Source organism: Pseudomonas sp. ESBL9, from assembly GCF_036668715.1.
GTDB classification, from domain to species: Bacteria; Pseudomonadota; Gammaproteobacteria; order Pseudomonadales; family Pseudomonadaceae; genus Aquipseudomonas; species Aquipseudomonas lundensis.
Map to the genome: position 1 here is coordinate 1224657 of NZ_JAZEVV010000001.1, position 14233 is coordinate 1238889.

17 protein-coding genes are annotated in these 14233 nt (G+C 51.6%); 8 read left to right on the top strand and 9 right to left on the bottom strand.

Annotated elements, in window-relative coordinates:
• Positions 1 to 84: 84 nt before the first annotated feature.
• The 5 genes from V6F78_RS05280 to V6F78_RS05300 form a co-directional block, all read right to left on the bottom strand.
• Positions 85 to 444: a PA0613 family protein gene (locus V6F78_RS05280; protein ID WP_332726774.1), complete on the bottom strand. Its 360-nt coding sequence runs from the start codon at positions 442 to 444 to the stop codon at positions 85 to 87.
• On the bottom strand, positions 437 to 2653 hold the full coding sequence (locus V6F78_RS05285; RefSeq protein WP_169837199.1) for a VapE domain-containing protein: 2217 nt from the start codon (positions 2651 to 2653) through the stop codon (positions 437 to 439). Before V6F78_RS05285 ends, V6F78_RS05280 begins: the two co-directional genes overlap by 8 nt.
• Positions 2643 to 2861: a TraR/DksA family transcriptional regulator gene (locus tag V6F78_RS05290; RefSeq protein WP_169836236.1), complete on the bottom strand. Its 219-nt coding sequence runs from the start codon at positions 2859 to 2861 to the stop codon at positions 2643 to 2645. Before V6F78_RS05290 ends, V6F78_RS05285 begins: the two co-directional genes overlap by 11 nt.
• Complete coding sequence (locus V6F78_RS05295; RefSeq protein WP_070413142.1) at positions 2854 to 3372, bottom strand: phage regulatory CII family protein; 519 nt, start codon at positions 3370 to 3372, stop codon at positions 2854 to 2856. Before V6F78_RS05295 ends, V6F78_RS05290 begins: the two co-directional genes overlap by 8 nt.
• Positions 3373 to 3712: 340 nt before the next feature.
• Positions 3713 to 3973 carry a hypothetical protein gene (locus tag V6F78_RS05300; RefSeq protein ID WP_332726775.1) on the bottom strand — a complete coding sequence of 87 codons (261 nt, stop codon included), beginning with the start codon at positions 3971 to 3973 and terminating at the stop codon, positions 3713 to 3715.
• Positions 3974 to 4052: 79 nt separating this feature from the next.
• Here V6F78_RS05300 and V6F78_RS05305 point away from each other — a divergent pair, with 79 nt between their 5' ends.
• Positions 4053 to 4784: a LexA family protein gene (locus V6F78_RS05305; RefSeq protein WP_332726776.1), complete on the top strand. Its 732-nt coding sequence runs from the start codon at positions 4053 to 4055 to the stop codon at positions 4782 to 4784.
• Between the two features lie 12 nt (positions 4785 to 4796).
• Here the strand turns inward: V6F78_RS05305 and V6F78_RS05310 are convergent, their stop codons facing one another.
• Complete coding sequence (locus V6F78_RS05310) at positions 4797 to 5816, bottom strand: hypothetical protein (protein ID WP_332726777.1); 1020 nt, start codon at positions 5814 to 5816, stop codon at positions 4797 to 4799.
• Between the two features lie 237 nt (positions 5817 to 6053).
• On the opposite strand from V6F78_RS05310, the gene V6F78_RS05315 reads away from it, so the two are divergent.
• The 7 genes from V6F78_RS05315 to V6F78_RS05345 all read left to right on the top strand — a co-directional run bounded on the left by V6F78_RS05315 (position 6054) and on the right by V6F78_RS05345 (position 8352).
• On the top strand, positions 6054 to 6233 hold the full coding sequence (locus tag V6F78_RS05315; RefSeq protein WP_169859428.1) for a hypothetical protein: 180 nt from the start codon (positions 6054 to 6056) through the stop codon (positions 6231 to 6233).
• Positions 6230 to 6823: a hypothetical protein gene (locus tag V6F78_RS05320; RefSeq protein WP_332726778.1), complete on the top strand. Its 594-nt coding sequence runs from the start codon at positions 6230 to 6232 to the stop codon at positions 6821 to 6823. The genes V6F78_RS05315 and V6F78_RS05320 overlap by 4 nt, the downstream gene beginning before the upstream one ends.
• A gap of 8 nt (positions 6824 to 6831) precedes the next feature.
• Positions 6832 to 7116 (top strand): phage antirepressor KilAC domain-containing protein, encoded by a 285-nt coding sequence (locus V6F78_RS05325; protein ID WP_169895302.1) that lies wholly within the window; start codon positions 6832 to 6834, stop codon positions 7114 to 7116.
• Between the two features lie 25 nt (positions 7117 to 7141).
• Positions 7142 to 7282 (top strand): hypothetical protein, encoded by a 141-nt coding sequence (locus V6F78_RS05330; protein ID WP_169836228.1) that lies wholly within the window; start codon positions 7142 to 7144, stop codon positions 7280 to 7282.
• The gene (locus tag V6F78_RS05335; RefSeq protein WP_169837211.1) at positions 7275 to 7601 is read left to right on the top strand and encodes a pyocin activator PrtN family protein; all 327 of its coding nucleotides are present in this window, start codon (positions 7275 to 7277) and stop codon (positions 7599 to 7601) included. Before V6F78_RS05330 ends, V6F78_RS05335 begins: the two co-directional genes overlap by 8 nt.
• 42 nt (positions 7602 to 7643) lie before the next feature.
• Positions 7644 to 7781, top strand: a complete 138-nt coding sequence (locus tag V6F78_RS05340) for a hypothetical protein (RefSeq protein WP_156466854.1) — start codon at positions 7644 to 7646, stop codon at positions 7779 to 7781.
• A gap of 286 nt (positions 7782 to 8067) precedes the next feature.
• The gene (locus V6F78_RS05345) at positions 8068 to 8352 is read left to right on the top strand and encodes a pyocin activator PrtN family protein (RefSeq protein ID WP_047275453.1); all 285 of its coding nucleotides are present in this window, start codon (positions 8068 to 8070) and stop codon (positions 8350 to 8352) included.
• Here the strand turns inward: V6F78_RS05345 and V6F78_RS05350 are convergent.
• The 3 genes from V6F78_RS05350 to V6F78_RS05360 all read right to left on the bottom strand — a co-directional run bounded on the left by V6F78_RS05350 (position 8330) and on the right by V6F78_RS05360 (position 13424).
• Positions 8330 to 9463, bottom strand: coding sequence for a site-specific integrase (locus V6F78_RS05350; RefSeq protein ID WP_169862313.1), 1134 nt, complete (start codon positions 9461 to 9463; stop codon positions 8330 to 8332). The two genes, V6F78_RS05345 and V6F78_RS05350, sit on opposite strands and share 23 nt — an antisense overlap.
• A gap of 1320 nt (positions 9464 to 10783) precedes the next feature.
• A complete protein-coding gene (locus tag V6F78_RS05355; RefSeq protein ID WP_332726779.1) occupies positions 10784 to 11809 on the bottom strand; it encodes a hypothetical protein in 1026 nt (341 codons plus the stop codon).
• A gap of 49 nt (positions 11810 to 11858) precedes the next feature.
• Positions 11859 to 13424 (bottom strand): AAA family ATPase, encoded by a 1566-nt coding sequence (locus V6F78_RS05360; RefSeq protein ID WP_332726780.1) that lies wholly within the window; start codon positions 13422 to 13424, stop codon positions 11859 to 11861.
• Positions 13425 to 14233: the final 809 nt, after the last annotated feature.

The window sequence follows — 14233 nt, forward strand, 5'->3', positions numbered from 1 at the left end:
CGGCCTGCGGCTGACCCACTGCGACACAAAGCAGCGGGACAAGGCGGGCCATTGAGGTGTGATAGGCAAAGGTAGTGAGCAGGATCACGCAGCCTGCTTCCCGAGCAACAGGTTAGCGATGCACTGGTGTGCCTCGTGAAGGCGGCGGTAATAGGTCGGCGCACTGCATCCGCAATAAAGCATCTTCTGCGACAAGAAACTGTCGTGGTTGCAGTAGTGCTCATGCACCAACACAGACAACTGCGGCGGCAGGTGTTTGTTGACGATCAGCTCGATGTCCGCCGACTCGTCGAGCAACACCCGACTGCCACGCGTGCCACGAATCAGCTCGCCCTTGGTTTCCATCAGCATGGCAATCATGTTGCCGCTGCCCGTGCCCTCGGGTGATTCGCTGTGCAGGTCTTCCGCCCACAGCTTGAGCAAGGTGTCGATGCGCTTAATCAAAGCAAGGCTCCTCGACTTTCTGCACCTGCAAGGCCGAGGCGCCGCCCCAACCTTGGGGCTTCTTGTAAGCCCAAGGACGCTGCCCGCTTTTAGCCAATGCTGGCAGGCGCACACGTCGCCATCCGAGCCGGTGCATGATCGCGCCCACGCGCATTTGTTCAGGCTTGCCCCAATGGCCGAAGTCGAGTTTGAGCGCGCTGGCCAACACCTCGCTGCCGCTGGTGGTTTCACCGATCTGCGATTCTTCCAGCCAGTTCAGGATCGGACCTTCCCATTCATCCACCACAAAGCGCTCATCTTGGGCTTCGGAGAACATCGCGGTTTCGTCGCGGTTGACCCACCAGATCTCGCCTGCTTCGTAACAGAACATCGCCTCGGCCCACAGCTGGTCGCGGATCTCGCGCAGTTGCTCCAGATCGACCTTGGTACACGCGACCGGCCAGTAACGGCGGTTGCCCGTGGCGTCTTTAAGGTATTCGTCCTGGTTGGTGGTGCCCACGAACACACACTGGCGTGGCACGTCATTGGTTCTGCGGCCATAGCTCTCGCGGTAGGTGTCGGTGGACGCGGAGAAAAACTGTTTGGCCTTGGTGCTTTCGGCCTTGTTGAAGCTGTCCAGCTCGCCCAGCTCGATGATCCATTTGCCCCGGATCGCCTGAAAGCCGTCCTTGTCGCCCAGGGCAAACGGCGTGTCCATAAACCAGTCACCACCAAGAATGCTCATGGCCGTCGACTTGCCTTCGCCCTGCCCGCCTTCAAGGATCATCACCGAGTCCGCTTTACAGCCGGGGCGCATCACACGCGCCACGGCCGAGATCATCCAGCGCTTGCCGACCTTGGCGCTGTAGCCGCTTTGGGCTACACCCATAACTGTATTCAGCCACGTGTCGAGGCGAGGCACGCGGTCCCATTCCAGTTTATTGAGGTAGTTACGCACCGGGTGGAAGGCGTGGTCGTGGGCCACAACACTGACGGCCTCGATCACGCTGGAGGCTTTGACGCGCAGGTTGTATTGCTGAGCCAGCCACTTCATGACGCGGATGTCGTCGATGTCGCCCCAATCACCGGTGCCACCGCCATACGGCGGCGTGCGCAATTTGACGATCTTGGAGCTGAATGCGCTGAAGGCGATCACCCCGGCCCAGCGCTCATCGTTCCCCAGGATCAGCTCGACGTTTTGCATGTGCGCAATCAGTGAGCCGTTCTCAGTGCGGGCAAGTTGGTCTTTCCAGCCACCGGCTGCCGGCGGTTTGACCACCGCCAATACCTGACGGCGCACCGCGTCCAGCCCTTCGGCGCAATGCAGGTCGTTAAAGTCCGTCCACTTGATGTCGCGCTCACCTGAAAAGATCGGCCCGACCACTTGGCCGCCGACGATCAAGGCCGCGTTGCTGCCCTTTTCTTCACCGGGGTTCCAGGGCTCGCCGTTGGGGCGTTTGGTTTTCCAATCATCGTCGCGGCACACGATCAAGGCACGGCCGGGGAAACGCTCGCGCATGGCCTTGGCCACAGCGCTGAGATTGCCTGCATCAAACGCAATGGCCACCGCAAACGAGGTGGCCATGTGCAGGCTTGCGCCGGTGGCGTAGCCCTCACACACCAACACCGGCTCGCCGGGTTCAGGATGCGGGCCGATCAGGTGATAAGCGCCTTCTTTGGACATGCCATGTGGCCAATATGACTTGTCGCGGCCGGTATCAGCCTGCTTCTCGGGGTAGATCACTTGCAGCCCGACGATCTGGTCACGCGCGGTGGTCATGGGGATCAGCAATGCCCCGGTGCGAGGGGCATAACGTACACGCATCCCAATGATCTGCTTGCGTTCCAGATAGGCGCTGCGGCCCTTTTCCGGCATGTGTTTGAACAAGAACGCCGCGCGATTGGCAGCCCGGCGAGCGGCATTGGCGGCCACCTCAGCGGCACGCCGCTTGGCGTCTTCCTGACGAGCACGCATCACGTCGCGCTCCTCCTGACTCATGCGCCCGGGTTTTACTTTGATCTTGTTGCTGTCGCCCGTGCGCCAATCACCGAAGCTGCCGAAAATCAGAATTTCGTTTTTCTCGGTGCGGTGCTCATGGATCACGTACCAGCCGTTTTTCTCCTTGCCCTTGTCCTGCGTAGTCTTGCAGCGGGTGAGTTTACCGAAAGTCAGCGGTTGCGCAGGCTCAAGGCCGTGGTCAGCGAATTGACCGAGAACGTCATCGAGCATAACGAGTACCTACTTGTTCATTCAGTTGTTGGCAGGCTGCACAGCGTGTGCAACTGGTGACGGCCATGCGACGGGCCAAAGGGATAGTTGAATCGCAATCCACGCAGAACTCGTAAGACTCAAACACCGGCAACGCCTTACGCGCTGCCAGTGCTTGATCGATACGTTCCTGCACCAGGTCGTTGGCAAAATCAGCGATGTCAGCCACGGTCGCCACCTCGCGTGGTCGAGTTGACGTAGCAGGCACGGTTGAACAAACCCAGCAGCCCTTGGATACCGCGAAACACTTGCAGGCGGATCTCGGCCAGTTCGCTGTCGTTGACCACGCCGTCGCCAATGCTCTTGGCCCAGGTGTCGGCCAGATCCGCAACCTGACGGAAATACACGGCAAGGCCGGTGGTCAGCGTCTCGGGCATGTCATCGGTATACGCCTCGGCCAGCTCCTGCCAGATCGTGTCGCCCACCAACGCGTGCACCGCATCCAGGATGCGGCGGTCTTTGGTCAGCTCAAGGATCTCAGCGAACTCTTGAACGTTCACCGTGTGGCTTGGGTGAGTCGGGGACAGTTTATGTTGCAGCGTGGTGGGGTTACGGCCGGTGGTGGCGGCAATGGCAGCAGCGCCGCCAGGGTAATCGCGTGCAGCGTGGTACAGCGCCAAATCGAGCGGCAGGATTTCCCGACGCGCTCGCTGGATGCAACTCAGAGCAATACGGCTCATGGCATTAATCCTTGAATGTTGCCAGTGCCGCGCGGCGTATTGTGGTGGTACATTTGCCGCGTGGCTTGTAAGGGCCCAAAAAGCCGGTCTAGATTCTCAAGATCGAAACCGGCACCGTGCCAAGGCGAGCGATCCGTCGCTCACCTCTGGCGCAACAGCTGCCAGATCTGTGGTGGAGAAGGCAGCAACCCAAGGCTTCCGAGCCTTGGAAAGCGCGGTTAAAGGGAGGTGGTTTAGCATGTGGTGTGCCCGCCTACCTTTACCGCGACCCGACAGCACTGTGGTGGTGTGTGTCGGGAGGAACTGGGCGGCCTTATGGGTCGCCTTTTTTCTTTCTAATCTATGCTGCCGCTTTATGGGGCGACGATGCCTCTAACAACCATGCAGCTTCAAACGAGTGACCGTTTTTGCTTGCCGCTGCTGCTAACAGCTCGGCATAGCGGGTTTCACCGGTGTAATCAGTCCGAGGCAAACACGCTGCCTGACGCCATTTGTTCAGCGCCTGATAGCTACGTTTACACACCTTGGCTGCGGCACCGATGCCACCTACAGCTTCAAACGCGAACGCAATGGCATTCGGAAAATCTGCGGGGTTCAGCATGGCAACCTCTATTTATCAACTTGCGGTTGATATTAAACATCAACTGACTTTTGCGCAAGCTCTATGAGAGTCTCAACCTATGGTTGATAAAGATGAGTTACGCGCCGCGTTTAGCGCGCGCCTACATGAAGCACTCGACGACGCCGGGGTTCGCACCCGTGGACGCGGAGTGGACATTCACAAGCGCCTGAAAAGCGTGGGGGTCCAGAAAACCACCCAAGCGATCAGCAAGTGGCTGAAAGGCGAGGCTATGGCCGAGGCCGACAGCATGGTCGCCCTGTGCGACTGGCTGAAAGTACGCCGTGAGTGGCTGGAATACGGTGTTCTGCCTAAAGAGCAGATCGGCGAAGGCAATGTTTATCAACTGCGAGTTGGCGACGATAGCAACGTCAGCGGCCTGCTTGAACGCTTTGGTAAGGTGCCGCTCATTTCATGGGTACAAGCCGGGGCTTGGTGCGAGTCGATCTGCAACTTTGAACCTTACGACGCAGACGAGTGGCTTTCATGCCCAGTGCCTATTAGTCCGAGTGGCTATGCACTGAGAGTCTTGGGCGACTCAATGACTAACCCAGGGCCAGGTAGAAGCTACCCGACTGGCTGCATTATCTTTGTTGATCCAGAGGTGCCAGCCAACACAGGGGATCGTGTGGTTGCGCGGGTTCCGCGTACCAATGAAGTGACCTTCAAGGTACTGGTAGAGGATGCAACTCGGTTTTATCTGCGCCCGATCAATCCGCAATATCCAATCATTGATATTACGGAAGAGACGCATATTTGTGGAAAGGTAGTTGGGTCGTTTATACCTGAGTGAATATTAACCGTATTAAAGTACAGCTCTCAAGGGGGGGGTCTGCTCAAACGATATAACTTCTTCTTTTGATGTACCCTTGCCATCAAACTTATGAGGAATAGATATCAAGACGGACACCCCAACACCTTCCTTGATCCATTGATGGCATGCAATGTTCAACTCGTGACTACCAACTGTATCAACGTGGTATGCATTCCCCGAATCGAATACACAGTGCTTCCTCACCTCTAAACCATTTATACATGTCAGATTTAGACGAAATCCATCAGTGGGCTGCAATGCTTTAAAGGTAAACATAAACCAGTGATCTAGGCCGTACTCTCGCACATGCAATTCAATATCTAAATGGTCGTGACCACTTCCAATTTCGTTTGTATCAATAGAGCCCAGCCGATCATGTGACCCGACATTTTCTTGAGGAAAAAGCTCGACAGCATCAAAAACTTTTCTTTGCCCATCCGGCTTATGGACGATTACTTTCTCAACTCGGGAGTTTATGTCCCCCTCATCAAATCCGACCTGTATTGGTTGATACCCAGATGCTGCCGGAAACAACCTATAAGAATAGATCCCATTAACAGCCACTAACTTTTTTTCATAATCATAAAAAGCCCGCGCGGTAATAGTATAATTACTCCGAACACTTTTATTCTTAACTTCAAGAGTATTACTGACATGATGCTCATAAAATCTAGTAATATTAGAATACTTATTACTTTCCTCATCACTAGCTTTGAGAATGGCGTGCAACGCTTCTTCTTTATCCTTGGTGCTGAGATTACCAAGAAAACGCCTACTAACAACTACATCCTCTAACAGATCTTTAATTTTATCTACAAACTCAGCAGTACCCATCGTGTAAGTAAATATAGAGGCTACGATAATTGCTACTGCCACACTTTGCAAAAGCTGGATAATGACATAGAGCACAAAACCTATTTGACCGAAATATTTATTAAGGATAATAGCTAGAAGAAGAAGTATCACCCCCAGCCATAGATACTTAGAAAATAACAGCTGTGTGTGTCTCATTGTAATTAATCACTTATATCAACAAGTCTGAAATCAATTTTTAAGCGCTTTATTATAGCTAAAGCAGTTTTAATCCTGAGCGCTCAGCGCGCGACATCAATATGACATCATTTCGATTTTTGACAAAGAAAATTAGTTACGGTTTGCAGTAATCAATAGGCCTTTTTTAGCTGTTGACACAAATCAACCATTGGTTGATATTAACCTCACTCTCCCACCACAGAGCGAGGCAACACCATGCACACCACAGCAACCCTGCACGTCCACCCAACGTGCGCCAGTAACCGTCGACTGATTGAGCAGCTGCAAGCCACCACCGGCTGCTTGGTCGTCCTCCACAACCACAAGCCTACGCTGGTTCCGCGCAGCAATCGCCCTACCCCGTTCGATCCAAACAACGGAGGGCATGCGGCATGAACCGGTTTACTTTGGCGGATAAAACCCTTCGCCTACTGGCTGCGCAGGTCAATTTGAACGGCACGTTTAACCACGTTTGCCGCCCCCAAAATACCAACCAGCCGTTGACCTTTGAGTTACAGGTTGAGCGTGGTTCACCCGAGACGGTGTTCACTGTGATCATGGGCCACGAGAAGCACAGCCTAATGGTGCATGCCCCTAACAAAGACACGCACCTGGTGGTCGCTGACTTTATTGAGTCCATCGTCAATGGCCGCATGGACACTGCCGAACCGGCAACGCCACGCGTGAGCGCTGAGTCAGTCGAACGTGGACAATTGCTGGACGCCAAACAACACGAGCAGTTGCGCCAATTGGTGCGCAACGGCGGCTCCTTGTTGCTCGACATCGGTTTCGATGAAGACGTTCGAGTGGCTGTGCACCTCACCCTTAGCCGTACGGGCATCACGGCGATCATCGTCGCCGGCGACACATGCCCGCGCACTCAGTGTTTTACAGCCTATGGCGACGAGCAACACTGCGTTGATCGGCTGATGCAGTCCCTCACCCACTTAGCTGCGTCGGTGGTTCCTGCCGCGCTCGCCGCTTAGGAGGGGGTATGGAACGCACCCTCGCCAAAGCGGCCGCGCACCTGGGAACAACGCGGCCCAAGCTGATCAAGTTGATGCGCGATAAAGGCTTGCTCAATGACCGTAACTTGCCAGCCTTCCCGGTTCGGGATCGCGAGTTTTTACGGGTCAAGGACAGCAACTGGTTCCACGCTGAACTCGGCATGCAGTACAGCCAGTCGACCCGGGTGCGTCAGCCCGGCATCGCTTGGCTGGCCGAACAGTTAGGCCTAGCCCTGCCACCGATTGCGGCTGACCACCGTGACGTGGCCTAGGGAATACGCGCGGCAGATCGTGGCCATGCCGACACGCGAGGAGCGCAACGCTGCGCTCCTTGAAGTGCCGGAACATTTGCGCGAGCTGACCAAGCGCCACTGCCTGAACGCCTGGCACCACCCGACCCGTCGCCCACCCAAAACGAGCGCGCCCTCCCATGAGTAATGCCAATCAAAGCCCGCTGCGGCTAGTGCCAGCACCGGACGCGGCTACCGTTGAGCTGCTGTATCGCAACTTCGGTGACGTGCTGATCCCCCTCGACAAGCTGCGCGAACAGTACTTTCGTTACCTGAACGAACAGTCGTTCATCGCGGAAATCATCAGCGGCCGGATTCAACTGCCGATCACCACACTCGACAGCAGCCGCAAGGCCACCAAGTTTGCCCACATCAAACACGTGGCCGCCCTGATCGACATACGTGCGTACAAGGCGGACGAAGAGATGGGCAAAGCGCACACCGATGCGGCTGAACCGAACAACTGACCCAACGCTGCCACCACCAGCCAAGCACCAGGATCACACCACATGACTTCGACACAGATCTACGCGCTGATCTTTCTGGCCTTCAACGCTGCCTTTTTGTATTGGACCGGCTACAAAACCGGCCTGGCCGATGGCCGCAAGCATCAACACGGTGCCAGCACCCGGAGGAAAGCGGGATGAAGCCCTCACAGACAAACACCCCAACCGCGCCCGCTTTGCTCTGCATCGAAAGCGGGAGCGACACGCCTGTAAAAAACAGTCTCTGTTGCGCAGCAACAGGCGTTATTAAAGCCCTTCGCGCCACTGCGGGAGTGCTTATACCCCACGTAAAGCTGCGCCGGGCAGCGCGTGTTGATGCAACGCTAAACGCTCAAAACCGCCCGCTCGCGCAGCTTGTGGTGGGGTATACGGGCCAAACAAGATCAACTGCGTCTCTATCAGCAGCCAACATTCAGGCGGTGGAACTATGAATACTCAATTTCTGCTGCTTGCGCAGTATGGCGGCCAGGCAATCATTCCTCTTGAGCGAGTGTGCGCTGACTACTTTAGCCATCTGACACCCGAAAAGATGAAGATGAAAGTCGCAGCAGGCCAGATTGACCTGCCACTTGTAGCCATCGAACGCAGCCAAAAGTCAGCACGCGGGGTTCACCTTGCCGACCTGGCTGCCTATCTGGATACCCAGCATGCACGTGCTCGTACGGAGCATGACAAGCTGATGCGCAACTCTAGTCTACGCCGCGCTTCTTGATTCGCTTCCGGGCCTCAATGATGGGGCCCGTTACTATCGTCTCCAGCCAAGACCAGTTTTCGTAAGGATCGCCATTCCCTTTCAAGTGCGTATATCTGCGCATTGAATTCCAGTCCCGGTGGCCGGATACAGAGGCAACTTTCGGGATATCCCAGCCCATTTCAAATAGGCGGCTGACACCATCGTGGCGAAGGTCATGAAAGTGCAGGTCATCGATCTCAAGAAAGTGGCAGGCACGGGTAAAGGATGCCGAGATAGAGCGAGAGTTATACGGGAAAACATCCTCTGCAACCTTTGGCATAGACATCATGATCCGCCACGCTTCATCAGGGACATGGCACCAAACGTCATTGCCGTACTTCTGACCCGGATTCTTCATATCAGTGATCAGAACCATCTGGCGCTGTTCATCTAAGGCATTCCATTTGATGCGCGTGATTTCTTCCTGTCGACGCGTAGAGAACAGTGCAAAGGCAGTCACCCGGACCATGTCTATTTCCTGCTTGCGCCGGTCTCGCATCTCACCGAAGTATTTAAACAGCTTTTCCAGTTCTTCAAGTGTTGGGCGACGGTTCCTTTCCTTGCTGCGTGTCACCGCGCCCATCTTGCGCAATACCTTGCGCGCATCGGGCATGGCCATTGGATCGATGTCATAGCCCCACGCTGGCCGCGCTACAGAAAGCACGGCACCCAAGTGAGCCAGGTCATTGCCCACGGTCTGCGCCTGTATGCCATCGTCCGTCATTCGTCTATCAGCGTACTCCACCAGCTTCTGGCTGGTGATCTCTCTATCCTCCAGCTTGCCTAACCAGGTTTCACCGATAGCCTTGAGTGTGGCGCGCTTGGTCTTCCCTAGCGGCCTCAGCTTTTCGTACTCCAAAAGATAGCGGTCGATCATCTCCTTGACCGTCACACCTGATCGATTGGCCTTCTCGATTGCTCCAGGAACTGACATTTCAGTTTCGACACGTTTGATCCAGGCCTGCGCGGTCGCCTTGCGGTCGAACGTCTGGCTTTCCTGATAAACTGTCACACCCTTTTGCATGATGCGGATCTGCGCGGTGTAACCCGTCGATCCATCTCTGCGCTTGCGAACGGTGATAGTGCCCATGATTTTGCTACACGAATATTCGGATTTGCTACATTGTAGCAACGAGCATTCAAAAACAAGCAAAAACAGCGGTAAACAGTAGTGAACGAGAGTTACCCGAATGCACACCAAACCCGCAGAAAACCTAGCCCGCCCACTAGATTCGGTATCTAGGAGGTTTTCTGTTGCACCCATGATGGATGATACGTACTGAATCGCTAGCGCCTTTAAAACAAGGGCTTTAGCCCTGCCTGAATTTTATCTGTACCATTTTCGTACCAGCCAACTATCACGCCCTCCATTTAAAGCCTCCAGTCTTGAGCCTTCTCGTCGCCCCCAGCACATCCAGTGCAGAAAACAATATCGACCCAATACATCTATCCCATTCCATGCACCCTGATTCTATAGGGAGGTTGAACGGGAGATTCAAAACCGACAGCCTCCACTTTTCAACAAGGCCACCGGTTTAAAGAGACTGTAGAGGAGCGGTGTGCGCAAAAGCGCTCCCATGAGTTTGTGCGCCAACCTGTGAATCTGCCGCCTGATAGGGCATGTGTGTTTTTTTGGAGAAAGCCATCGGAAAAAGGTAAGAACGGTAAGTACTTGGGTAAAACGTCTGAAACGCCCGGATTCAAAAGGCTACAGCCGATACGGTGCAGGTAATATCTGAGTAACCTATAAGTAATCTAATTACTCTTTCATCAAGTAATTACCTATAAGGATCATAGCCTTATAAATCAATGACTTACGCTAAAATTACCTTGCGCATCACTCAAAATAACCTATCTGTGTAACACGCCAAAACCAACAAATACGGGGCTTCCAGCAGCCTCTAGGCCTGTTGTGCTATTGAATTACCTTTTTCCGTCAGCGCTCCTGAAAATCCGAGCTGATGGAATTGTTCGTGAGCGGCTACTATCGGCCGATTCTGTTGAAAAAGTCGGCTTCGAATTCCACGCTAGAAAAGCACGCATCTGAGATTGAAATATGCATTTTTGGCAGAGGGTTCAGTACTCGGATTTCACATAGCAGCGTGCAACAGAGGTGTTTTCACACCTCAATATTCGAGTGTTTTGGGAAAACCGCCTTTTTCAACACAATAAGCCAAATAGCGCCGCTCAAAAGTGCCTAAGAAAGCCGGGCGACTAAATAGAGCCAAGATTGCTCTGTTTAATATGGCATCCTTGCCGAAGTCAAAACTGCGATGTCGATCTACCTGCTCGCGCTTTCTCCCGACAAGGATTAATCAAAGCGTTACCAAAGTAGATCTGTTATCATTCTCAAGTTTCGAAATTGGATAGGCATTCGGCATCAAGATCAAAACCTAAAAATATTTTATCTTTATGCTGGCTTTGGCACGGCTGATACACACCAACTAACCAGCGATCCTCCAATATCTGCCCATAGACTTGATAACAATTCACATTCAGACGGATCCATTTTTGCGTATTGATGAATTTGATCTTTAACGGCTCTCTTCTCAGGCCAAGGTTTCAAAACTTCACATTGGCATTGTTTTGGAGTGCAGGTAGCAGGGCATGACAAGTTCCCCAAGCCTAGTGCCTCACGCCAGTAATCCCAACCACCATTCAATTGCTTCAGGCCACCCACAGAGAAACCTTTCTTATAATCCCAAAAAAGTTTGGCTTCAGGAAAGCCAGCAGTGTCTAAGCCTTTGATTTGCTCAGCAATCGCTTGAGAGGTTGGCGATGTGCATTTTTCTTTAAGAAAACTCATAGGAACCAAGTTTTCTACCTCATGAAAATCTAAGTCTAGGTGGGATGATAATGCTAGATTTATATCATTTACGGCCCTAACTTCGGCGCTAGTAGCTCCGGAAATATCTGTAGGGAACTTTTTGTCTGAGTCAGTAATACAAAGACAAAACTGATTGTTGCGCCTCTGAGCCTCGGCGTAAACTGCATGAGTTCTTCCTCCACCACCATGAATCGGTCGGTAGTTCCTATTCAAAAAACCTGGACTTAATTTTTCTTCGATATACCAGCGTGAGATTATCTCATAGATAAAATCATCCTGAATTTCTTCATATATAATTTCTGTAGGGCTTCGGAGATTAAGCTGCGCAACGTATGAGAGAGGGATTGATATTACATCCACGTCGCCACGCCGAGTCGCAGTGGGTATATTTTCAGATAGAACAATCTCAGCGAAAGTTGTAACCATGCTTTTTATAGATGCAAATTGAGCATACCTATTCGCTAATCCTCTGAATGCTGCTCGAGCAGAAGTGCCCAAGCAGTCTAGGCTAGCCAAATATCTAAGAGTGCTAATATTGCCCGTAACAATGTGCGTTCCCGCTCTAACAACTGCTGCAATATCCTCTAAAGAACCGATGATTCCGGGCATCAGATCATCGCCCAGCTGACTTATAGTATCATCAAGATGAATTAACAAATCACACCTCGAAATCAAAAAAACCAAATGGCCAGTTCAGTAGTGATCCAGAATTATCATAACGGCTGAACTCTACTTGAGTATTGGAAGTGCTTGATGATTTCGAAAATAAAATAATACTCGAATCTTCTTTGGGGATTGCACCATCAGAGGTCATTAGCCCAACTTTATTTATGATAACTTCGCTATGCGTTTCCAAAATTATGAATAACTGTGTCTGATTTTTCTTTGCTAGCTGGGACGCCCTCACGAGGATCTCAGCTAACTTAGCTTGAAAGCGGGGGTGTAAATGAAGTTCTGGTTGTTCTATGACACAGATGTGGGGTACTGAGTACATCTGCATCTGCGGTTTTGAAGCTTTATTTAAAATTGTCCATAGCTGAACGAGCACAGGCATGACTTGAGAAAACCCAAACCCCATGTCCGCCAGATTATAAGTTTGATTAGACTGCGAGAAAGTGATACGGAGACTTACATGCCCCCCGTCGAAAGCTGCCGAAATTTTTAATCCTAGTTCAGACATCATCCAGGTTTCTAATGATAAACGGTCGCGATCAGACAGATTACGGATAAACATTGCCAAGTTTTCGCCCTTAGAATCAAGTTCGGAAACGGCTAAGTCCTGAGACCTATAATATCGCTGAGCGGAGGCGCGCACAGGCTCAATATAACTCACCCTACGAAAAGTATAATCCAAAATATCATCAATGTTGTGCAATACCAGTGGTAGCTTGCTGAGTAATAGTAAGTCTCGATATTCAATATAGCTCGAGTCGCTAATGTCTACCTGCGCTGTTTTGTTTTTCCAAGTAACTGTATCATCCAGCGCCATAAACCCTAAAAACATATCTTCGTTACTGCCCACTCGAGCAATATGAGTATGCAATAAGAGTTTATCTTTGCTACTCCGTTTGTGGGAGTATTGAGTGAGAATACTCAGCAGTCGATCACTTACTCGCTGACTTGTGATCGACCCCCACCAACCACTGTAAATCCTTTCTTTACCTAAGTTTTGTCGAGGGCCTATAATGGGGAAAATTTTAGATGCAGGCTGATAATCAAATGAATCGCAATACTCATTATAATTGTTACCATTAACAGTTATAGATGAGATTTTTCCAGCCTCAGAAATATCGATTCTGATTGAATTCCCGTCAATATCAAGATCCACCCCTGCCGTTCGTGTAAGACCGTCCTTACCAAGGGATGCCAGCCGGAGTGAAATATGAATCTTTGATTCGAAATCAGACTTCCTCCTAAACACATGTCTTGCGGGCCCATAATACATGCCGGATGGAACCTTCAATCCAAACTCAAAGGCAATTTCTTTGGCGCCCTCATCCCGGATTAACGCTTCATCAAAATCGCCATAATCGACATATTTCCCAAACCATAGAATAGAGCTTCTAGTGCTTGATTCAGCACTCTGTCTAAGCAGCGGGAACGTGCGCAAGAAAGTGCTTTTGCCGCAACTATTCTCGCCTAGCAGAATTGTGAGAGGACATAACAACACTCTACCAGTATCTTTTAAGCTTCTTAAATTTCTTACTCGAATTGACTCTAGCATGGTTACTTCCAAGTCATAGAAATACAAATGTGCCATACGGATTATTTAAGATAAATTATCCTAAAATATCAATTGGCCACTATATATCATTCAATCAATATTACAGTCAAGCGCGCCTACAAATAATAGTTTTCAGCATGGCTGGATTATCAGGCTATTGTGCTTGTCAGAGTATTTAAGTCTAGAATCTGGTGTTGGAAAAATGCGCTACTGCTCAATGTTTTGTGCAACCAACCACAGGCCGCTTATAGCCGCTTTCTACCGTTGTTTACAGACAGCAATGGGTCGCAAGAGGTTTTCTGGAATGACGGCTATTGGCCGATTCTGTTGAAAACAGTCGGTTTAGGTTTCCACGACAGAAAAGTACGCGTCTGAGATTGAGGTCCGTGTTTTGCGCACGCGGTTTAGGACTCAGATTTGACATAGCAGCGTGCAAAAATGGTGATTTCACTACTCAATGCATGGGTCGTCATGCCGGCTCGACTTTTTCGACACAATCGGCCGGTAGCGGCCTGTGGCTACCTGGAGAAATCGGTGGGTCTTTACCGGACAGGCAAAAGAGCATTCGTCATCGTCTACCAATTCGAGCACAAACAAGTGCCACGTAGATGTGAATTCACTACTATTGTCTCAAAAACCCTACCTTTGCAGGGATCCGCAGGGTTTTCGTCTCCCGAAACTCTCTGCCCAGCTCACAGCCCTGCCAACTGTCAGCGAGGTGCAGAACTGCGGAAAAAAAGACCTATTAAGCCCGCAGGCGAGGTGGGGGGACGACGGCGCGCGCATGGTAAAGCCTAGCAACGGCACCC